The sequence below is a fragment of the Sphingomonas sp. jy18 genome, assembly GCF_056931895.1.
The window spans coordinates 34119-54492 of sequence record NZ_JBXPBT010000003.1 but is presented as its reverse complement, the minus strand read 5'-3'; the positions used below and the strand labels follow the sequence as shown (position 1 = coordinate 54492).

At 65.8% G+C, this 20374-nt stretch carries 23 protein-coding genes and 1 tRNA gene; 9 read left to right on the top strand and 15 right to left on the bottom strand.

Features of this window, described 5'->3' with window-relative positions:
• The first annotated feature begins 34 nt into the window (after positions 1 to 34).
• Genes AC0QC4_RS08765 through AC0QC4_RS08750 form a run of 4 tightly spaced genes read left to right on the top strand, consistent with a single transcriptional unit; the run spans position 35 to position 3788 of the window.
• Positions 35 to 1156: a hypothetical protein gene (locus AC0QC4_RS08765; protein WP_483659440.1), complete on the top strand. Its 1122-nt coding sequence runs from the start codon at positions 35 to 37 to the stop codon at positions 1154 to 1156.
• Positions 1157 to 1158: 2 nt separating this feature from the next.
• Positions 1159 to 2157, top strand: coding sequence for an HlyD family secretion protein (locus AC0QC4_RS08760; protein WP_483659438.1), 999 nt, complete (start codon positions 1159 to 1161; stop codon positions 2155 to 2157).
• Positions 2154 to 2816 (top strand): ABC transporter ATP-binding protein, encoded by a 663-nt coding sequence (locus AC0QC4_RS08755; RefSeq protein WP_483659436.1) that lies wholly within the window; start codon positions 2154 to 2156, stop codon positions 2814 to 2816. The genes AC0QC4_RS08760 and AC0QC4_RS08755 overlap by 4 nt, the downstream gene beginning before the upstream one ends.
• Before the next feature lie 39 nt (positions 2817 to 2855).
• Positions 2856 to 3788: a hypothetical protein gene (locus AC0QC4_RS08750; protein ID WP_483659434.1), complete on the top strand. Its 933-nt coding sequence runs from the start codon at positions 2856 to 2858 to the stop codon at positions 3786 to 3788.
• A 32-nt stretch (positions 3789 to 3820) separates the two neighbouring features.
• On the opposite strand, the gene AC0QC4_RS08745 is transcribed toward AC0QC4_RS08750, so the two are convergent.
• Positions 3821 to 3910, bottom strand: a tRNA-Ser gene (locus AC0QC4_RS08745).
• A gap of 146 nt (positions 3911 to 4056) precedes the next feature.
• On the opposite strand from AC0QC4_RS08745, the gene hspQ reads away from it, so the two are divergent.
• On the top strand, positions 4057 to 4428 hold the full coding sequence (hspQ, locus tag AC0QC4_RS08740; RefSeq protein ID WP_483659432.1) for a heat shock protein HspQ: 372 nt from the start codon (positions 4057 to 4059) through the stop codon (positions 4426 to 4428).
• Between the two features lie 27 nt (positions 4429 to 4455).
• Here the strand turns inward: hspQ and AC0QC4_RS08735 are convergent, their stop codons facing one another.
• Positions 4456 to 5319, bottom strand: a complete 864-nt coding sequence (locus AC0QC4_RS08735) for an ABC transporter permease (RefSeq protein ID WP_483659430.1) — start codon at positions 5317 to 5319, stop codon at positions 4456 to 4458.
• A 97-nt stretch (positions 5320 to 5416) separates the two neighbouring features.
• Between AC0QC4_RS08735 and AC0QC4_RS08730 the strand changes: the two genes are divergently transcribed.
• Genes AC0QC4_RS08730 through AC0QC4_RS08715 form a run of 4 tightly spaced genes read left to right on the top strand, consistent with a single transcriptional unit; the run spans position 5417 to position 9912 of the window.
• On the top strand, positions 5417 to 6145 hold the full coding sequence (locus tag AC0QC4_RS08730; protein WP_483659428.1) for a GcrA family cell cycle regulator: 729 nt from the start codon (positions 5417 to 5419) through the stop codon (positions 6143 to 6145).
• A 13-nt stretch (positions 6146 to 6158) separates the two neighbouring features.
• The gene (locus AC0QC4_RS08725; RefSeq protein ID WP_483659426.1) at positions 6159 to 6551 is read left to right on the top strand and encodes a PaaI family thioesterase; all 393 of its coding nucleotides are present in this window, start codon (positions 6159 to 6161) and stop codon (positions 6549 to 6551) included.
• Positions 6552 to 6605: 54 nt separating this feature from the next.
• The gene (parE, locus tag AC0QC4_RS08720; protein WP_483659424.1) at positions 6606 to 8600 is read left to right on the top strand and encodes a DNA topoisomerase IV subunit B; all 1995 of its coding nucleotides are present in this window, start codon (positions 6606 to 6608) and stop codon (positions 8598 to 8600) included.
• On the top strand, positions 8593 to 9912 hold the full coding sequence (locus tag AC0QC4_RS08715) for a serine hydrolase (protein WP_483659422.1): 1320 nt from the start codon (positions 8593 to 8595) through the stop codon (positions 9910 to 9912). The genes parE and AC0QC4_RS08715 overlap by 8 nt, the downstream gene beginning before the upstream one ends.
• A 7-nt stretch (positions 9913 to 9919) precedes the next feature.
• On the opposite strand, the gene AC0QC4_RS08710 is transcribed toward AC0QC4_RS08715, so the two are convergent.
• The 13 genes from AC0QC4_RS08710 to AC0QC4_RS08650 form a co-directional block, all read right to left on the bottom strand.
• The gene (locus tag AC0QC4_RS08710; protein ID WP_483659420.1) at positions 9920 to 10225 is read right to left on the bottom strand and encodes a TM2 domain-containing protein; all 306 of its coding nucleotides are present in this window, start codon (positions 10223 to 10225) and stop codon (positions 9920 to 9922) included.
• Between the two features lie 62 nt (positions 10226 to 10287).
• Positions 10288 to 11085: a LysR family transcriptional regulator gene (locus AC0QC4_RS08705; RefSeq protein WP_483659418.1), complete on the bottom strand. Its 798-nt coding sequence runs from the start codon at positions 11083 to 11085 to the stop codon at positions 10288 to 10290.
• The gene (gene apaG / locus AC0QC4_RS08700; protein ID WP_483659893.1) at positions 11082 to 11483 is read right to left on the bottom strand and encodes a Co2+/Mg2+ efflux protein ApaG; all 402 of its coding nucleotides are present in this window, start codon (positions 11481 to 11483) and stop codon (positions 11082 to 11084) included. Before apaG ends, AC0QC4_RS08705 begins: the two co-directional genes overlap by 4 nt.
• An 18-nt stretch (positions 11484 to 11501) precedes the next feature.
• Positions 11502 to 12707, bottom strand: coding sequence for a trans-sulfuration enzyme family protein (locus tag AC0QC4_RS08695; RefSeq protein WP_483659416.1), 1206 nt, complete (start codon positions 12705 to 12707; stop codon positions 11502 to 11504).
• Positions 12704 to 13711: a threonine dehydratase gene (locus AC0QC4_RS08690; RefSeq protein WP_483659414.1), complete on the bottom strand. Its 1008-nt coding sequence runs from the start codon at positions 13709 to 13711 to the stop codon at positions 12704 to 12706. The genes AC0QC4_RS08695 and AC0QC4_RS08690 overlap by 4 nt, the downstream gene beginning before the upstream one ends.
• On the bottom strand, positions 13708 to 14772 hold the full coding sequence (gene leuB, locus AC0QC4_RS08685; RefSeq protein WP_483659412.1) for a 3-isopropylmalate dehydrogenase: 1065 nt from the start codon (positions 14770 to 14772) through the stop codon (positions 13708 to 13710). The genes AC0QC4_RS08690 and leuB overlap by 4 nt, the downstream gene beginning before the upstream one ends.
• A gap of 148 nt (positions 14773 to 14920) precedes the next feature.
• A complete protein-coding gene (gene recO, locus AC0QC4_RS08680; protein WP_483659410.1) occupies positions 14921 to 15514 on the bottom strand; it encodes a DNA repair protein RecO in 594 nt (197 codons plus the stop codon).
• 138 nt (positions 15515 to 15652) lie between these two features.
• Positions 15653 to 17584: an excinuclease ABC subunit UvrC gene (gene uvrC, locus AC0QC4_RS08675; RefSeq protein ID WP_483659408.1), complete on the bottom strand. Its 1932-nt coding sequence runs from the start codon at positions 17582 to 17584 to the stop codon at positions 15653 to 15655.
• A gap of 66 nt (positions 17585 to 17650) precedes the next feature.
• Positions 17651 to 18208, bottom strand: coding sequence for a F0F1 ATP synthase subunit B family protein (locus AC0QC4_RS08670; RefSeq protein WP_483659406.1), 558 nt, complete (start codon positions 18206 to 18208; stop codon positions 17651 to 17653).
• Entirely contained in the window at positions 18201 to 18701 is a 501-nt protein-coding gene (locus AC0QC4_RS08665; protein WP_483659404.1) for a F0F1 ATP synthase subunit B family protein, read from the bottom strand. The genes AC0QC4_RS08670 and AC0QC4_RS08665 overlap by 8 nt, the downstream gene beginning before the upstream one ends.
• Before the next feature lie 78 nt (positions 18702 to 18779).
• Positions 18780 to 19007 carry a F0F1 ATP synthase subunit C gene (locus AC0QC4_RS08660; protein ID WP_483659402.1) on the bottom strand — a complete coding sequence of 76 codons (228 nt, stop codon included), beginning with the start codon at positions 19005 to 19007 and terminating at the stop codon, positions 18780 to 18782.
• Positions 19008 to 19046: 39 nt separating this feature from the next.
• Complete coding sequence (locus AC0QC4_RS08655; RefSeq protein ID WP_483659400.1) at positions 19047 to 19859, bottom strand: F0F1 ATP synthase subunit A; 813 nt, start codon at positions 19857 to 19859, stop codon at positions 19047 to 19049.
• Positions 19846 to 20193, bottom strand: a complete 348-nt coding sequence (locus tag AC0QC4_RS08650; protein ID WP_483659398.1) for an AtpZ/AtpI family protein — start codon at positions 20191 to 20193, stop codon at positions 19846 to 19848. Before AC0QC4_RS08650 ends, AC0QC4_RS08655 begins: the two co-directional genes overlap by 14 nt.
• Between the last annotated feature and the right edge of the window lie 181 nt (positions 20194 to 20374).

The following is a 20374-nucleotide window of genomic DNA, read 5'->3' as shown; positions in this document are numbered from 1 at the left end:
ACTATTCGGCGGGCATGAATGCTGCGATGCCGTCATGACCCTGCTGAAGGCCTCACCGGTACCGGCTGCCGCGATGCTGGTGCGCGCGATCGTCTTGCAGGACGGCCGGTTTCTGCTGGTCACCCTGCTGTCATGCTCCGTCGCTGCGATTGTCGCGATGTTCCAATATTCGGTGTACACGTCCTTCCTCAATGCGTCGGCGGTGGTTCCGCGGACGTTGGGCGGCGACATCTGGGTCGCGGCGGCTTCGGTCGAGTGCTTCGATTTTCCGACCCCGTTCAGTGAGGATTATGCTGGGGTCCTTGCACGCGTTGCGCCCGGTGCCCGCTATCGCCGTGTGGTCTTCGGTTTTGCGCCTTGGCGATCACCGACGGGACAGCGGGGCAATGTGGCAGTGGTCGGCCTCGACGGCAGCGGCCTGCCGGACAATGGTTTCGCTGCAGACCTCTCCGATCTGAAACGGCTGGACCTTGTCGCAGACCTCTCCACCTATCAGGTCGCGACCATTGCCGACACCAGCCTGCATCTGGCGCAGACAACAGGGAGTCTTCCGACGTTTCTCGGCGCCCCCTATGTGCTGCTGCCGTTCGACAGGGCGCGTTCGTTGCTGCGGATGGATCCCACCAGCACCTCGTTCCTGATCTTCGACACGCCCGGCAGTACGCCCGATGTGCCTGCACTTCGCCAGGCCTATGACCGGGCTTTCCCTGACGTCAGGCTATTGTCCGCAGATGAGTTTGCCGACAGCTCGGCCCGCTATTGGCAGAACAAGACTGGGGCCGGGCTCGCCATTCTGCTCGCTGCCATCTTGGCAGGCCTGCTGATGACCATTTTGATGGCGAATGGCGTGCTGCGCTTCATGCAGCGTTATCATGCCGATATCGTCTCGCTGCTCGGTCATGGTGCAGGGCGCGGTGATGTATTGCTCATCGTCGCCATGGTGGCAGCGATCATTGCCACTTGCACACTGCTGGCCGCGCTTCTGGCAACGCCGCTGATTGTCACTGCGGTGCAGCCGCTACTGCCGTGGGTGGCTTTTCGGGCCGCAGACATTTTGGTGCCGGCGGCTGCGATTATCGGCGCGATGATCGTCGCCTTGCTGGTGGCTCGCCGCTCGGTTGCCGATTTCGCCCCTGACATCGTGTTCAGGAGCTGAACATGCGGCGCGCCATTCTCTTGCCGATCCTGGCCCTACCCGTGATCGCCGGGTGCGACGCGGCATTGGGCGCTGACGAAGGCACGACCGTTTCTTCGCCATGGGTGGCCACCGCAACCGGGCGCATCGACAGCGCCGACGAAGCACGGCAACTCGTCGCGGCTGTCGACGGCGTCATTTCGAGGGTTCTGGTCGAGCGGGGCGATCATGTCTCGGCCGGACAGATCGTGCTGCAGGTCGACTGCCGCCCGCGCGAGGCCGCAGCGCAGGCTAGCCTGGCAGAAGCAAACAGCGCCGCGATGGCGGCACGGGCCGTGTCCAGTGGTACGGCGAACGATCGGCTGGCTTTGCTCGCCGAGATCGATGCCGGCGTCGCCCGCCTCGCCAACGAAGATGCACAATTGCGTCGCGCCGAAGCGATATTGGAGCGCGGCTTCGTCGCGCGTTCGACGCTTGACGAGCGTGTCCAGTCCCGCGCTGCGGCCGAAGCGGCGCTGCGCACCAGCCGGGCGCGGCTGGCCGATCTCGAGGCGGGTCGTCGTCCTGCCGAGACGGACGAGGCCAAGGCAGTTGCCCATGCGGCCAGAAGCCAAGCCCGCACTGCGCGCACTCTGGCCGATCAATGCGCTGTTCGCAGCCCGATCGATGGTACCGTGCTGCAGATCATGCGGCGTGAGGGCGAGCATAGCGGCGCGACCCAGGGCGTGCCGCTGATTGTGGTCGGTGATACATCGCGCCTGCTGGTGCGCGCCGAGGTGATGGAGCAGGATGCCGCTGCCGTCCGGATTGGCCAGCGGGCCGAGGTATGGATCGACGGTTCGTCCCGGCGCTGGTCGGGCAGGGTCAGCGGCGCCGCCAATGTCATGGGTCGGCGGAGCGCCCGGTCGCTGGACCCGACCGACCGGTTCGACCGGGACGTGCGCGAGGTTTTCGTTACCCTCGATAGCGGCAACCCGCCCGAGCTGGTTGGACTGCGCGTCACGGTAGGGTTGCTGCCATGACCATACATGACGGCCTCACCGCCGACGGCATTTCCCAGACGCTGGTCGAAGGCGGAAGCCGCCGCACGACGCTTGCGCCGCTGTCCTGCACCTTTGGCTCCGGCAGCTTCCATGTCGTGCGTGGCCCCTCCGGATCGGGCAAGACGACCCTGCTGTCGATCCTGTCTCTGACCGTGCGTGCGGCCGCGGGACGCGTCTGCTGGGCGGGGCAGGATCTCACCCAGCTCGATCCATCGGCGCAGGCCAACTGGCGACGGCAGCATCTCGGTCTTGTTTTCCAGACCAGCCGGCTGGTTGGCGTGCTGACGCCGGTGGAACATATCCGGCTGGCGGCGGCGATCCGCAACTGCCCCGCTGCCATCGAGCACGGCCTTGCACTGCTCGATACGCTCGGGCTGGGCACCCAATTGGGCCAGCTACCGGCGCAGCTTTCCGGAGGAGAAAAGCAAAGGGTGGCCATCGCGCAGGCGCTGTGCGCTCGCCCGGCTGTACTGCTGGCCGACGAGCCGACGGCGGCGCTCGATCAGCATAATGCTGCGCTGGTGGCGCGCACATTGCGCGATTTCGCGCACCAGAATGGGGCGGTCGTCGTCTGCGTCAGCCACGACCATGTGGTGATCGATGCCGCCGACGAACTGTTGACGCTGGAGAAGGCCTGATGGCTCGCGTCGTCAAGATCGGCATCATCGAGGGGGGCCATGCCGCTGTCCACATCGCCGTACCGCAATCACCCATGCAGACTCGGGAGAAAAGCAATGGTTAGACAAAGGTTTTTCGATCAGGCCCTGGCGCTGATCGAGGCAGGTGACGTGCCTCCGGCCATGTGCATGGTCGCCGGTCAGTTGTTCGAGGCGCAGGGCGATCCGGAACGCTGGGAAAGGACCCGCGCCGCCTTTCGTTCGCACCGTCTGCACGACGTTCTCCTGGAAGACTCCTTTTCGGCCTATGCTGCAGCGAAGCCGAGAGGGTATCCAGGCGATGCCGGGCTGATCGACATGATCTACGACCGCCGGCCGGCCCCTGAAACGACCGAGCGCGGTCATCAGATGTTCGGTGTGTCCATCCAATTCCCGGTAGCCGAGGCCGTTCGGCTGCGATTGCACGCTGCAAGAAACATCGTGGAGACGGCATGGCGCAATGGCCAGCGCATACTGGTTCTGGCCTGCGGTCATTTTCGCGAAGGCGACGGGCTGCGCGGCGAAGATGTCTCCAACATCATGCTCGTCGATCAGGACGCCGAGTCGCTCGATCGCGCGCGCGCGATGCATGATGGCCGCGTCGGCACAGCGCACGCCAATGTCTTCCGTTTCCTGCGACAAGCCGCCAGCACCGGACAACGTTACGATCTTATCTACACGCTGGGCCTCACCGACTATCTCGACGCGCGCGAGATGCGGCTGCTGCACCGGCTTGTTGATGCTGTCATGGCGCCCGGCGGCCGTTTCATTCTCGCCAACTTCCTGCCTGACCATCTGGGCATCGGCTGGATGGATGCGGTCATGGACTGGCATCTCATTTACCGTGACGGCACCGAACTGGCTGAATATGCGCAGGGAGCAGGACTGACGCCGAATTGCTGGACCGACCCCACCAACTCGATCGTATGGTGCAGCATGCTCAAGCCCGAGTGAGCACGGGAGTTCCGTCCGCAGTAGCCGGATATTGGCGGAGAGGGTGGGATTCGAACCCACGGTGAGCTCGCGCCCACGCCGCATTTCGAGTGCGGTGCTTTCGACCTCTCAGCCACCTCTCCGCAGAGGTGCCGTGGTTCCGGGGGAAGCACGGCGGGTCGGGAGCGGGGCCATTAGCGAAAGCCGATGGGCTTGCCAAGTGCTGTTGCGCATGCCGCGGTGCAGCGCCCTTGTTGGATGCGGCCATTCCCCCTACATCGGGGTAACCATGAACAGGCAGCCCCTAACCGCCGTGCAGATTCCCAATTCGCCCCCGATCGTGTCCGCACGCTTCGGGGTGGGCGATGTCGTGCGCCACCGCATGTTCGATTTTCGCGGCGTCATCTTCGACGTCGACCCGGTCTTCGCCAACAGCGAGGAATGGTATGAGGCAATCCCGGCGGAGATCCGCCCGACCAAGGAGCAGCCCTTCTATCACCTGCTCGCCGAAAATGACGAATCCACCTACGTCGCCTATGTCAGCCAGCAGAATCTGGTCGGCGACGCGTCGGGCGGGCCGGTGGACCATCCCGGCATCGACGAGCTGTTCGGTGCGTTCGAGAACGGGCGCTACAACCTCAAGCCGCGCCATCGCCACTGATCGCCGGCGCCCGGCCGCCGGGTGCTATCAGGGCTTGAGCTTCCACCCCGAGCGCAGCAGCGCATAGCAGAACAGGCCCAGCGCGACATTGACGCCGAACAGGCCGAGCGCACCCAGCACGACAGGCGAATCCGCGGCGCCGATGAAGCCGTAACGGAAGCCCGAGATGGCGTAGAAGAAGGGATTGGCATGGCTAATCGCTGCGAACAGCGGGCTCAGGCGGTCGACCGAATAAAAAGTGCCTGAAAGAAGCGCCAGCGGCGCGACCACGAAATTGGTGACCGCGGCCGCATGATCGAACTTTTCCGCCCAGATCGAGGTGAGCACGCCGAGCAGCGCCAGCATCGACGATCCGAGCAGCCCGAACACCGCGACCGCCCAGAAATGGTCGATGCCGACATCGACTCCGGGCCAGAACAGCATGACCAGCCACACGGCCAGACCGACCAATATGGCGCGGGTGACGGCGGCGCCGACCATCGCCGCCAGCAATTCCAGCTCGGACAGCGGCGGCATCAGATAATCGATGATGGTGCCCTGGATCTTGCCGACAAGCAGGCTGAAGCTGGCGTTGGCGAAGCTGTTCTGGATCATCGCCATGGCGATGAGGCCGGGGGCGAGGAAATCGACGAAATGGACGCCAAGCACATCGCGCCGCCCGCTGCCCAGCGCGATGGTGAAAATGATGAGATAGAGCAAGGTGGTGACCGCCGGCGCCCAGATTGTCTGGGTTTGCACCTTGAAGAAGCGACGTACCTCCTTCACATACAGGGCGCGCAGACCTCCCCAGTTTACTTGCTTGATCGCGGCTTGGCCGGGCTCGGCGAGCTGCCGGGGGGCTGCGCTCGCGTCGGTGGACGGGATGACCGGGCTTTGGGGCTGGTTGTTCATGTGCTTTTCGACTATCGGCTTGCCCCGACCGGCGCAAGCCGCAACCTTGCAGGCCTGCACCGCGCGCCTGCCTGCTGCGATGGAATATCAGAGACATATGTCCTGGACTGACGAACGTATCGAGACCCTGCGCAAATTGTGGGAAAAAGGACTGACCGCGAGCCAGATCGCCGACGATCTGGGCGGAGTCAGCCGCAATGCCGTTATCGGCAAGGCACACCGCCTTGGCCTGAAATCGCGCCCTTCGCCGGTAAAGTCGGCCGAGGAGCCGGCGGCGTCGGCCCCTGCCCCCACCCCGCGTCCGGCGCCCGCCGAGCGGGAACCCCGCCCCGCCGCCAAGCCGGTCGCGGCCACACCGCCGGCGCCACGCGCGCCAAGCCGGGTCGAGCCCGCCGCTCCCCCGGTCGAGGCAAGCCAGGCAGCGTCCGACGACGAGGAGGCGGGCAGCACTGCCCCCGCTGAGGCAGCGGCATCGCCCAAGCCCGAAGCGCCGCGCATGGTCTCGATCGGGCCGGGCGGCTTCATCCGGCAGGGCCCGGGCGACCAGCAGGCGCCGATTCCGCCTGCCCCGCCGCGTCGCCGCGTGCCCGCCAAGCCGAGCGCGGAAATCGCCGGTAAGACCAGCCTGCTCGATCTCAACGATCGCATCTGCCGCTGGCCGATGGGCCACCCGGGCGAGGCGGACTTCCACTTCTGCGGTGCGCCGGTGAACCCGGGTTATCCCTATTGCGTCGACCATTGCGGTCGTGCCTTCCAGGCGCAGTTGCCGCGCGGCACGCGCCGTCCGCCGCCGCCGCCGCCGTTCGGCGGACCGCGGGTCCGCTGAGCCAACGGGCGCGATGTCGCCGTTCGATTCGGACTTCGGCTTCGGCTCGCTGCTCGGCCTGACGATGGTCGAGCGGGCGGACGGGCGCTGCCGGATGACCGTCGACATCGTGCGCGACCGCCATTTCAACCCGCAGGGCACGGCACATGGCGGCGTGGCCTATGCGCTGGCGGACACCGCGATGGGGGGAGCGCTGTCGACCCTGATCGACGCGAGCCACTGGTGCGCGACGCTGGAGATCAAGTTCAACTATCATGTCCGCGTGGTCGAAGGGCTGTTGAGCTGCGAAGCGACGGTGCTGCATCTCGGCAAGCGCGTCGCCAATGTCGACGCCCGGCTTTACCAGAATGACCGGCTGGTGAGCAGCGCCAACGGCAATTTTTCGATCTTTCCCGCGCCAGTATAAGCCGGACTGCCGAGGTGCTTGCGCGGGTGACTCCCGCGACCCTATAGCCGTCTCATGTCCAACGATCTTTTCGCTTCGTTGCCCAAGGGCGGGCAGGATTATGACGCTTCGGCAATCGAGGTGCTCGAAGGGCTGGAGCCGGTCCGCCGCCGGCCCGGCATGTATGTCGGCGGCACCGATGAGCGCGCGCTGCACCATCTTGCCGCCGAAGTGCTCGACAACAGCATGGATGAGGCGGTTGCCGGCCATGCCACGCGTATCGAGGTGACGCTGGAAGCGGGCAACCGGCTGACGATCAGCGACAACGGCCGCGGCATTCCCGTCGACCCGCACCCGAAATTCCCGGGCAAATCCGCGCTCGAAGTCATCCTGACGACGCTGCACTCGGGCGGAAAGTTCGAGGGCAAGGCCTATGCGACCTCGGGCGGTCTGCACGGCGTCGGCGTGTCGGTGGTCAACGCGCTGTCCAGCGAGACGCTGGTCGAAGTCGCGCGGGCCAAGCAATTGTTCCGCCAGCGTTTCGCCAAGGGCCATGCACTGGGCCCGGTCGAGCCGCTCGGCGCGACCCCCAACCGGCGCGGCACGACCGTATCCTTCGTGCCCGATGCCGAGATTTTCGGCGAACATGCCCGTTTCAAGCCGCAGCGGCTGTACCGGCTGGCGCGGTCCAAGGCCTATCTGTTCGCCGGCGTCGAAATCCGCTGGAAATGTGCCCCCGAGCTGATCGGGGACGATACGCCGGCCGAGGCGGTGTTCCAGTTCCCCGGCGGGCTTGCCGATCATCTGCGCGAGCAACTGGGCGCGCGCGAGTGCGCCACGGCCGAACCGTTCACTGGCAATCAGGAATTCGCCGACGGACCCAATGGCGAGAAGAACGGCCGGGTCGAATGGGCGGTCGCCTGGCCGCTGTGGTCTGACGGCAGCTACAGCTGGTATTGCAACACCATCCCCACCCCCGACGGCGGCACGCACGAGGCCGGGCTGAGGAGCGCGCTGACCAAGGGATTGCGCGGCTTTGCCGAACTGGTCGGCCAGAAGCGCGGGAAGGACATCACCGCCGATGACGTGCTCAACGGCTGCGAGACGATGCTGTCGGTGTTCATCCGCGACCCGCAATTCCAGAGTCAGACCAAGGACCGGTTGACCTCGCCCGAGGCCGCACGACTGGTGGAAGCGGCGGTGCGCGACCATTTCGACCATTGGCTCTCCGCGAATGTGGAGCGCGGCAAGGCCTTGCTCGGCCTGGTGCTCGAAAGGATGGACGAGCGGCTGCGGCGCAAAGCCGAGCGGGAGGTGAAGCGCAAGACCGCAACTTCCGCCCGCAAGCTGCGCCTGCCAGGCAAGCTGACCGACTGCGCCAGCGACGGGCCTGAGGGCACCGAATTGTTCATCGTCGAAGGCGACAGCGCCGGCGGCAGCGCCAAGCAGGCGCGCGATCGCAAGACGCAGGCCATCCTGCCGATCCGCGGCAAGATCCTCAACGTCGCGTCGGCGAGCGCGGACAAGATCCGCGCCAACAGCGAAATCGCCGATCTGGCGCTGGCTCTGGGCTGCGGCATGCGCAAGGATTGCGATGCGGACCGGCTGCGTTACGAGCGGATCATCATCATGACCGACGCCGACGTCGATGGCGCGCACATCGCCACGCTGCTGATGACCTTCTTCTTCCAGGAGATGCCGGACATCGTGCGGCGCGGCCACGTCTATCTGGCGCAGCCGCCGCTGTATCGGCTCAGCGCCGGCAACAAGAGCGCCTATGCGCGTGACGAGGCCCAGCGTGCCGCGCTGCTAGCGGGCGAGTTCAAGGGCAGGAAGGTCGAGGTCTCCCGCTTCAAGGGGCTGGGCGAGATGATGCCGGCGCAGTTGCGCGAGACGACCATGCATCCCGACAGCCGGGCCCTGCTGCGCGTCACCCTGCCGCAGGAATATGAGGAGCGCGCCAGCGTCAAGGATCTGGTCGACAGGTTGATGGGCAAGAACCCGGAGCATCGCTTCCAGTTCATCCAGGCCAATGCCGCCTCGGTCGATGAGGAAGTGATCGATGCCTAGCCTGCGCGCGGCGCTGCTCGCGATGGCATTGCTGCCACTCGCCGCACCCGCAACGGCGCAGGCACCTGTGGCAGGTGCTGTCACACCCGCCCTCGATTCCGCCCTGAACAGCGCCATAGACAGGCTGCCGGCGATACTGGCTGGAGGGACGGCGCTGGACGCCTATTTCGCGCCATCGTTCCTGCAGGCGATACCGGCGGCGCAGTTCCAGGCGATCACGGCGCAGTTGATCGCGCAGCATTGCGCGGTCGGCGAGGTCACGGCCCGCCGCGCCGGTCCCGTTCCGCTGTCTGCCGAGGTCGTGGTGGCCTTTGCCCGCGCAGACGTCACCATCCTGCTGCAGACCGCAACCGACGGGCAGGTCATCGGCCTGCGCATCGTCAACATCGCCGCGCGCAACGACAGTATCGAGCGGTTGACGGCGGACCTCTCTGCGCTGCCGGGCGTTTCGGGCTGGGGCCTCTATCGTATCGCCGACGACGGTTCGGCAACGCTGCTGCATGGCGCCGGCAACGATCGGCCGATGGCGATCGGATCGGTTTTCAAGCTGACGATCCTCGGCGCGCTCGACGAGGAGATTGCCGCGGGCCGCATGCGCTGGGCCGATGTGGTGACGCTCGACCGGCAATCGGTGCCTTCGGGGATCAGCATCGGCTGGCCCGACGGCGCGCCGGTGACGCTGCACACGCTGGCTGCACTGATGATCAGCCAGAGCGACAACCGCGCCACCGACGTGCTGCTGCACCATCTCGGGCGCGCGCGAGTCGAAGCCTTCGCGCGGGCCCGTGGCGGTTTATCCGGGCCACATGCCTTCCCGATACTCTCGACGCTCGAGGCGACGGTGCTGAAGAATCCGGCGATCGGCGAGCCGCGGCAGCGCTGGCTGCGCGGGACCGAGCAGGAGCGGCGGGCGGTGCTGGCGGGACCGGCGCAGGGCTGGACCCCGGCGCAGGTCGATTATTCGGCCTTCTCGGCAGGACCGGCCGACATCGACAGCATCGAATGGTTCGCCTCCGCCGACAGCATTGCCGCGCTGCTGGGCTGGTTCGGCACGCAGGGCAGCGAACAGGCGCGCGCCATCCTTGCCATCAACCCCGGCATTCCGGCCGCTGCGGCCGCCAATTGGGGCTATGTGGGCTACAAGGGCGGGTCGGAGCCCGGTGTGATCGCGCTAAGTCTGCTGCTCCGGGCGCGTTCGGGCGAGCGCTTTGTTGCCAGCTTCAGCTGGAACAATGCGGCAGCCGCGGTCGATGAGGCGCGCTTTGTCACGCTGGCATCGCGCGGTGCCGAACTGCTGCGCCCCGCCGACTGATCGGCCGTTACACGAAGGTGGTGTAGCGCTGCGCGATCTTCATATTCTCGTCGGCGGCCATTCCGGGGATCAGGAACAGATCGACGAGCAGCCAGACACCCAGCACCAGCCAGCCGAGAAACAGCGGTAGCCAGCCGAGCAGGCCAAGCAACAGTTGCGCAACGCCGGTGCCCGTCTGGTTGAGATAGAAGCGGTGAACGCCGAGACCGCCAAGAAAAAACCAGAGAAGGTAGGAAGCACCCACTGACTTCTTGTTCGCATCATACATCAGATGCGCCCGAACATCGCGGCGACTATGCTCCAACCTGTCCATGCCCCATCAATCCTTTGCCCGGGTTGGTGGCGATGGTGGCAGATTGTACGGCACGGTCAAGCTCAAGCGAGCAAGGCGGCAACCAGCGCGCGGACTTTCTTCTGACGCCATTGCGGCGTAGGCGCGACCAGCCAATAGGCGCTTGCGCGTGGCGCGGTGCCGGTCTTTCGCACCCGTCCGGCAGCAAGGTCGGGCGCGGCGAGCAGGGCTGGAACGCTGGCCGTGCCGAGCCCGTTGGCGACCGCATCGATGGCTAGACCGGCGTCGCCGACCCGCATCAACGGGCGACCGTCATCGCTGACGGCGTTGTCTTCTACGCACCAGACGATGCGGAACGCGCCAGTGCCGTCCAGCGGCGCGATTTGGGTGACCTCCCCTTCCGCCAGCGCCACGCCCTCCAGGCCGTCGGGGCCCTCGCTCCAGCGGATGGCGAGATCGAGGTTGGCCTCGGTAAAGTCGAGCGGCTGGTCCGCGGCGATCAGCGTGAAGCGCAGTTCTGGATCGGCGGCGGCGATGCTGGCCAGCCGGGGCGCCAGCCAGCGTGCGGTGATGTCGCGCGGCGCGGCGATGGTCAGCGACTTGGACGACTGGCCCGCCTGCATTGCCTCGACCGATTCTTCGAACTTGAGGAAACCGGAGCGCAGCGCATCGAGCCCTGCCTCGGCCTCGACCGTCAATTCCAGCCCCTTGGGCGTGCGACGGAACAGCACCACGCCGAGCACGTCCTCGAGCGCCCTGATCTGCTGGCCGACCGCCGCCGGGGTTACGGCCAGCTCGTCCGCGGCGCGCGTGAAGCTCAGATGACGCGCAGCAGCGTCAAACACGCGCAGGGCGTTCAAAGGCAGGTGCGTGCGTCTCACTGGCTGACCGCAGGCCCCATCAACGGAAATTGCGGGACATGGATGGGGAAGCGATGCCCCTCTGCGTCGATCATGCCGAAACTGCCGACCATCCGGCCCGATGGCGTGGTCAACGGGCAACCCGAGACATAGTCGAATGAGCCGCCCGGGGCGATAACCGGCTGTTCGCCGACCACCCCGGCGCCTTCGACGAGGTGGACGCTGCCGCGCGAATCGGTGATCTCCCAACGCCGGTTGATGAGCTGCACATCGGCCTCGCCGTGATTCTCGATCCGGATGTGATAGACCCAGAACCAGCGGCTCGCCGACGGGTCCGATGTTTCCGGTTGGAAGTTGACCGAGACACGCACGGTCAGGTCACCGGTGGTCCGGGAGTAGGGAAACAGGGCATCGAGCATCACGGGGGACAAAATCGCCTAAAGCCCCGCCACCGTCAATGCCCGGTCCAGGTCCTCGATCAGATCGTCGGCGTCCTCCAGCCCGACATTCAGACGCAACATCCCCTCCGTCACGCCCATCTCGGCGCGCGTTTCCGGGCCGACACCATGGTGGGTGGTCGACGCCGGATGGGTCATCAGCGAGCGGGAATCGCCGATATTGTTGGAAATATCGATCAGCTCGAGCGCATCGAGCAGCGCGTGGGCCTGCACCCGATCCGCTACCTCGAATGAAAAGATCGGCCCACACGCCTTCATCTGCGCCATCGCCAGATTGTGCTGCGGGTGGCTGGCAAGGCCGGGGTGGAGGATGCGCGGCACGCGGCCTTCGATGAAGCGCCCGACCCTGAGCGCATTCTCCGACTGGCGCATGATCCTGAGATCGAGCGTTTCCAGCCCTTTCATCACCACCCAGGCGTTGAACGGCGCGCAATTGGGGCCGGTGTTGCGCTGGAATGGCAGCAGCTTCTCTTCCATGAACTGGTTGGACGAGCAGACTGCACCGGCCAGCACCCTGCCCTGCCCGTCCATCATCTTGGTCGCCGAATAAGCCACGACGTCCGCGCCGAAATCCATCGGCCGCTGCAGTGCCGAAGTGGCAAAGGCATTGTCGACCACCGTCGTGATGCCATGCGCCTTGGCCAGATCGCAGACGAAGCGCAGGTCGACGATGTCCATCGTCGGGTTGGCTGGCGTTTCGAAGAAGAAGACTTTGGTATTGGGCTGGATCGCCGCTTTCCACGCGGCATTGTCCCGGCTGTCGATGGTGGTGGTGGTGATCCCCCAGCGCGGCAGCAGATTGTCGGTCAGCCAGCGGCACGACCCGAAAGCGGCGCGTGCAGCGACGACATGGTCGCCCTGGTTGAGCTGGCAGAGCAAGGCTGTGGTCATCGCCGCCATGCCGGTGGCCTGGGCACGGCACGCTTCCGCGCCTTCCATCAGCGCGATGCGTTCTTCCAGCATCTCGACTGTCGGGTTCTGCAGCCGCGAATAGGTCATGCCGGTCGCATCGCCGGCGAAGCGCGCGGCGACGGTGGCGGCATCGTCATAGGTGTAGCCGGACGTCAGGAACAGCGCCTCGCTGGTCTCACCATGTTCGGACCGCCACGTGCCGCCGCGCACCGCCTGCGTCGCAGGGCGCCAGCGGCGGGTGATGTCGCGGTTCATGCCAGTATCGCGCTTCATGCGCTTGCTTCCTCTCTGACTTGCCAGGGTTGAACGGTCGGCGTCCGCCCGGCCAAAATTTCGGCTGCCTGGCTCTGGTCGCAATTGCCGCCGGACAGGATGACCGCGACACGCTTGCCGCGCATTGCCTCGCGCTCCTGGATCAGCGCGGCGAGCGCGACCGCGCCGGCGCCCTCGGCAAGATTGTGGGTATCCTGCCAGAAAATCCGCACCGCCTCTGCAACCTCGTCATCGCTGACCGCGACGAACCGTTCGGCGCGCGGCCCGAAATAATCGAGCGCGGCCTGTACCGGTGTGCACACCGCAACCCCATCGGCAAAGGTGTGCGCGGTCGGGCTCTGCAGCAACTGCCCAGCCTCGAAGCTGCGTTTGGCAGCGTCGACATGCGCGGAGACGACGCCGACCACCTTGGTTGTGAGGCCCAGCGCATCGCGCGCGGCGATGGTGCCGCACAAGCCGGAGCCGCAGCCGACCGGCACATAGACCGTGTCGATGTCTGCCACTGCGTCGAACAGCTCCAGCCCGTAGCTCGCGACGCCACGCACCAGCTCATCATGATAGGCGGGGACCATGAACAGGCCATATTGCGCCGCCCGCGCCATGGCCTCCGCCTTGGCGCTGTCGAAATCATGGCCATGTTCGATCAACTCGGCGCCGAAGGCACGCATCGCCGCATTTTTCTCGCGGGCATTGCCGTGCGGCACGACGATGGTCGCGGACAGCCCGGCGGCCCGGGCCGCGCGCACCTGTGCCTGGCCGTGATTGCCGCGGGTCGCGGTGATGATGCCGGTAGCGTCGGGATGGGTGCGCCGTAGCCAGTCGATGTAGGTGATCGCCCCGCGCACCTTGAAGGCACCGGTCGGCGTGTGGTTCTCATGCTTGACCCACACCTCGCAGCCCAGCCGTTCGGCGAGCAGCGGCCAGGCATATTGCGGCGTCGGCGCCACCTGCTCGGCCACCCGCGCCTGTGCGGCGCGCAGCGAGGCCAGCGTGAAGTCGCTCATGCCGTCACCTGTTGCCGGGCGAGCGCCGCCAGCACCGCATCGCCCATCGCGCGGGTCGACAGCGAGCCGCCAAGATCGCCGGTGCGATGGCCGGCCTCGAGCGTCGCCGCCACGGCCGCCTCTATGCGATCCGCCGCCGCACCCTGCCCGAGCGAGTAGCGCAGCATCATCGCCGCCGACAGGATGGTCGCCAGCGGGTTGGCCTTGCCCTGCCCGGCGATATCGGGCGCGCTGCCATGGATCGGCTCGTACAGCCCGACATTGCTTTCGTTGAGCGCCGCCGAGGCCAGCAGGCCGATCGAACCGACGCACATGCTGGCCTGATCGGACAGGATGTCGCCGAACAGGTTGCCGGTGACGATGACGTCGAAAGCCCCCGGGTTGCGCACCAGCTGCATCGCGGCATTGTCGACGTACATGTGCTCGAGCGCCACGTCTGGATAGTCGCCTGACACATCGATCACCACGTCGCGCCAGAGTTGCGAGGTTTCCAGCACATTGGCCTTGTCGACCGAGCACAGCCGCCCGCGCCGCGCCTGTGCCGCGCGAAAGGCCGAATGGGCGATGCGCCGGACCTCGGCCTCGTCATAGGACATGATGTCATAGCCTTGGCGCAGGCCCGCGGCGGTGGTGCGCATGCCCTTCTCGCCGAAATATACATCGCCGTTGAGCTCGCGGACGATCAGCAGATCGATCTCGCGCGCTACTTCGGGCCGCAGCGCGCTGTGCGAGAGCAGCGCCGGGATGGCCTTGGCCGGGCGCAGGTTCGAGAAGAGGCCCAGTTCGCGCCTGAGGCCGAGAATCGCCTGCTCGGGGCGCAGATGCCGCTCCAGATGGTCGCAGCCGAAATCGCCGACCGCGCCGAACAATATGGCGTCGCTGTCGCGCGCAATCGCCAGCGTCTCGGGCGGCAGAGGGTGGCCGGTCGCCCGCCACGCGGCTGCACCGACCAGCCCCTCGGCAAGCGTCATGCCCGGCAGATCGAGCGCGTGCAGCACCCGCACGGCTTCGGCGGTAACTTCGGGACCGATTCCGTCCCCTGCGAAAACTGCTATTTTCATAACGCTCCGCGCCTAGAGATTATCGCTGCAAAATAGAAGCTCCGTCATTGCGAGCGCAGCGAAGCAATCCAGGATAGCACAGCACCGCTTCTGGGTTGGTTGGCCTGCGTCCGGCTTCGGCCGCGCCGCGTTCGCAATGACGGAGAGGTCAAGAAGCCGCGCGCATCAACCGGTCGACCAGCCGCGCCCGCACGGCGGCGATGCCATCGGCGCGCGGTCCGGAAAGAATGTGGGTGTCGATGGCATCGCGGTTGCGGCGCAGCGCCCGCCACAGGTCCAGAGTCGGCTCCAGTGCATCGCCATAGCCCAATTGTGCAAGCAGCAGCGTTTCGAAGCGTACCAGCGGTGTCGACCATCCACTCGCTGCCGGGGACAGCTCGATGGCGGTCAGAACGCCGTCGAGCGCGGCGTGAATCGCAGGATAGGGCTGGCCTTCGGGCAAGGCGACCGCAGTCAGCACAGTCACCCAGTCGATGGCCGCCGCCGCCAGCGGCTCGCCGAGCAGTTGCGCCCGGCTATGCTGGAGCTCGACGGTCAGCGCAGCCAGTTGATCCTCGGTCCGAGCGCGGAAATCGGCAGCGACGAGATTGCCCGGCACCAGCACCGGCCGCATCCGTCGAGATCGACCACCGCGGACATAGCCGGGCAATAGCCCAGCTTCGGCCGTCATCAACCGCACGACCGTGCCATGCTCACCGTGGGAACGGACTGCGCAGACGATGGCGGTGGTGGCGAGGTGCATCAGCGCTCACAGCCTGAGAAGACGGTAATGCGGCAATCAGCAACCGTAGCCCTGAGCCTGTCGAAGGGCACCTCACCGTCACAATAAGCGCCCTTCGACGAGCTCAGGGCTATGGGTTTACCCCGACACCAGTGCACATTACCCATGGTAGAAATCATACACCGCCTGCGCCGTACTCGCCGACACGCCTGGCGCGCGCTTGATGTCTTCGAGGCTGGCATTCCGGATAGCGCGCGCAGTGCCGAAATGCATCAGCAGCGCCTTTTTACGCGCCGGACCGATACCGGGCACCTCGTCGAGCGGGGATGAGGTCATCGCCTTGGCGCGTTTCTGCCGGTGCGCCCCGATGGCGAAGCGGTGCGCCTCGTCGCGCAGCCGTTGGATGTGGAACAGTGCGGGATGATTCATCGGCAGGGTGAATTCGCGGCCGCCGGGCAGGTAGAAGGTCTCGCGCCCTGCGTTGCGATCAGGCCCCTTGGCGACGCCCGCGATGGCGACGTCCTCGATGCCCAGTTCCTCCAGCGACTCCATGGCAGCGGAAAGCTGCCCCTTTCCGCCATCGACCAGCACCAGATCCGGCCAGTCGCCCTTCTCGCGGTCAGGGTCTTCGGCCTGCGCGCGGGCGAAGCGGCGGGCGAACACTTCGCGCATCATCGCGAAATCGTCCCCCGGCTCGGTCTCCGGCCGCTTGATGTTCCACTTGCGATACTGGCCTTTCTGGAATCCATCGGGGCCGGCGACGATCATCGCCCCGACCGAGTTGGTCCCCTGGATATGGCTGTTGTCATACACTTCGATGCGGCGCGGCGGCTCGCCCAGTTCGAACAGGTCGGCGATGTCCTGCAGCAGCCTGGCCTGCGTCGAGTTCTCGGCCAGGCGCCGGTCGAGCGATTCGGCGGCGTTGCGTTTGGCCTGCGCCATCAGCCTGGCGCGATCGCCGCGCTGGGGCACCGATATCTCGACCTTGCGCCCGGCCAGCTCGGACAGTGCCTGTGCCAGCACCGGGCAGTCGCACGGCTCGCGATCGGTCAGGATCAGCTTCGGCGGCGGCACGCCTTCGTAGAACTGCATCAGGAAGCTGGTCAGCACCTCGTCGACCGGCACATCGGCGGTGTGGGAGGGGAAGAAGCTGCGGTGCCCCCAATTCTGCCCGCCCCGGATGAAGAAGGCATCGATGCCGATGCGGCCCTGCTTCTCCGCCAGCGCGAACACGTCGACGTCGCCCAGGCCCTCGGCGTTGATGGCCTGCGTGCCCTGGATGAAGGTCAGTGCTTTCAGCCGGTCGCGATAGATGGCGGCCAGCTCATAATCCATCCGCTCCGCGGCCTCGGACATGGCAGCGCCGAGCTTGGCCTGCGTCTGGGTAGAGCGCCCTGCCAGAAATGCCTGCGCGTCCTCGACCAGCTCAGCATAGTCCGCCTCTCCGATTCGCCCGACGCATGGCGCACTGCAGCGCTTGATCTGGTAGAGCAGGCACGGCCGATCGCGGTTTGCGAAGAAACTGTCGGTGCAACTGCGCAGCAAAAACAGCTTTTGCAGCGCATTTAACGTCTTGTTAACCGACCCGGCGCTGGCGAATGGCCCGAAATATTGCCCTTTGGCACGGCGCGCGCCGCGATGCTTCTGGATGCGCGGATAGGCGTGGTCTTCGCGCAAGAGAATATAGGGGAAACTTTTGTCGTCGCGCAGCAGGACGTTGTACGCCGGGCGATAGCGCTTGATCAGCTGCGCCTCCAGCAGCAGCGCCTCGGCTTCGCTGTTGGTGGTCACGATCTCCATGCTGCGCGTCTGCGCCACCATGCGCTGCAGCCGCTGCGGCAGCCGTGCGATCTGAGTGTAGGCGGTGACGCGATTCTTGAGCGCGCGTGCCTTGCCGCAATAGAGCACATCGCCGCGCGCATCGATCATGCGATAGACGCCAGGAACCGGCTTCAGGGTCTTGATTACCTGCCGGATGACCGCCACCCCCGCCTCGAAGTCAGGGCGCGCACCGGCGTCGTCGCTCCCCTTGACGGTGTAGGTGGCGCGATCTTCGTTGAATCGGTCCGGAGCGCCGGGCGTGCTGGTCATGCCGCCCATGTAGAAAGGGCCGGGAGATTATCCCAGCCCTTGTTTGTTCTTTTCGATGGGGCAGCGTCAGAGCCGCCCGACGTCGGCGATGGCGCGATCCACGAGCGACTTGTCGGCGCCCGCATCATGACCATCCGCGATCAGCGTGCGCGCTGCGGCAACTGCCGCACGCGTTGCCGTCTCGCGCACCTCGGCAATCGCACTGCGTTCGGCAGCGGCGATGCGGTCTTCGGCCATCTTCTGACGGCGGGCGACCAGCGCAGCGGCATCGGCCTGCGCCTGCGACACAACCAGCGCCGCTTCCTGTTCGGCACGGGCACGCATTGCGGCGCTGTCGGCATCGAGCGCAGCCAGCTTGGTCTGATATTCGTTGCGCAGCGCCTCAGCCTCCGCACGCAGCGCAGAGGCTTCGTCGAGCTGGCTGCGGATGGCGGCGATGCGGCTGTCGAGCATGCCGACGATCATCGCCGGCACCTTCTTCCAGACCATGATGGCAATCAGCACCAGCATCGCCAGCGAGACGATGACGGTCGCGTTGAAAATGCCGGCAATGGCGGGGTCGGCGTGCGCTTCCGCGCCGCCATGCGCCGATTCGGCCACGATGAGCGTCAGCATATCAAGCATTGATCTGGGCCTTCACAGCATTGGCGGCAGCCGCCGGCGTGATGGGATTGCCGGTCAGGCGGGTGACCAGATCGGCGGCAGCCTCGCTGGCCACAGCTTCAATCTCGGTCAGCGCGGAAGAGCGTGCCTGGGCGATTTCCGCCTCGGCCGCCGCAAGACGGGCTTCGTTGGCGGCGTTGACTTCCGCAAGACGAGCTTCGGTGGCCTTGGCGGCGCTGACCTTTGCCGCCGCCAAAACCGCCTGCGCATCGGCGCGGGCGGCGTTGGTGCGGGCGACGAGATCGGCTTCAGCCGCGTCAGCGGCATCGCGCGCCGCCTTGGCAGCGGCGAGATCGCCAGCGATCTTGGCATCACGTGCGTCGACAGTCGCCTCGACCTTGGGCAGCATGCCACGACCGATCACGAGGAAGATCCCGCCGAACACCAGCACCACCCAGAACAACTGGGAGATGAGGTACCAACTGTCTTCGGTTAGCTGACCGATCTGGGGCATGAAACTGAAGTCCTTTACCTATATCGACGTTGCCGCGTTCAGGGCCGGCGGATCGTGATCCGCCGGCCCTGACAGCAATCAGGCAACGAAGATCAGGATCATCGCGACGACGAACGCCAGCAGGCCGAGAAGTTCGGCGGCGGCGAAGCCGATGAAGAGGCGGCCCTGCTGGCCATCGGCAGCGGCCGGGTTACGCAGCGCGCTCTCCAGGAACGAGCCGAAAACGTTACCCACGCCGATGGCGGCCATGCCGGCACCGATAGCGGCCAGACCTGCACCGATCAGCTTTGCTGCTTCTGCTTCCATGTTCTTAACTCCTTGGCGTAACTGGTTGATTGTAGGCGATTAGTGGAGGTTGACCGCATCGTTGATATAGAGCGAGGTCAACAGCGCGAAAACATAGGCCTGAATCCCCGCGACGAGGATTTCCAGCGCCGAGATGCCGGTCATCAGCACGAAGCTCGACAGCCCGACGGTCACGCCGGTGGCGATGCCGGCATTGGTGGCATTGATGACGAACCCGGCCAGCACCTTGAGCAGGATGTGCCCCGCGGTCATCGCCACGAACAGTCGCAGCCCGAGGCTGAAAGGACGGACGAGGAACGACAGCAGTTCGACGATGAAGATGAACGGGATCATCGGCAGCGGCGTGCCATGCGGCACGAACAGGCTGAAGAAGTGCAGCCCATGCCGCCAGAAACCGACGACCAGCACGATCGCAAAGCTGACGATGGCGAGCACGCCGGTCACGGTGAAATGGCTGGTGGTGGTGAAGGGGTGCAGGCCGACCGCGCCGAGCGGCAGCAGGCCGAGGAAGTTGCTGAACAGGATGAACATGAACAGCGAGAAGACATAAGGCGTGTATTTGCGCCCTTCCTGCCCGATGTTGGTGGTCATCATGCTGGAAATGAAGCCGGTGAAGCCTTCCACTGCCGCCTGCCAGCGACCGGGCACCAGCTCGCGCTTCATGCCGCCGAGCATGAACACCCACAGCAGCACGAACGTGGCCAGCATCCAGACGGCGCTGTTCGTCAGATAGACGGTCTGTTCACCGACGTTGAACAGGGGTGCAATTGTCTGCACCTCGAACTGGTGCATGGGGTCGATCTTGCCCGAATCCGCCACGTTATACCCTTCGTCCCTGTCAATCCCTGCCATCGTCATGCGGCTGTGTCGCCGCGCCGCTGGCAAGTCGGAAAATGTTCCTGAACGCCACCACGATCCCCAGCGCGAGGAAGATCATGAAGCCCCAGGGCCCTGTGCCGAAAAGACGGTCGATAACCCAGCCGACCAGCGCACCGCCTGCGATGCCGCCGATCAGATCGGCGATGACGCGATTGCCCAGGCGATAGTTGGGATCGGCCGCTGGCCTGTCCCGCCCGGTTCTCGCGGCCTCGCTGGCTTCCAGCTTGCTCAGACGCTCGTCGAGCGCCGAAATCCGCTGGTCGCCTTCGACCCCTGTCTTTTCCTGCTCGCCGTGCGAATCGCCCATCGTCGCGTCCTATCCTCTCGGGTGCCCGCAAGCAGCGCCGTTACCGGCTTGCCGCATTGCTCGAGTGGGAGGGAAGCGGATCGAAAAGCACCTCGACCGGCAAGGCGCGGCCCCTTTAGAAACGCGCCTTGTCCAAGTCAACCGGCGTTGCTGCAATGCAGCGTGCGTCGGATGCAACTGT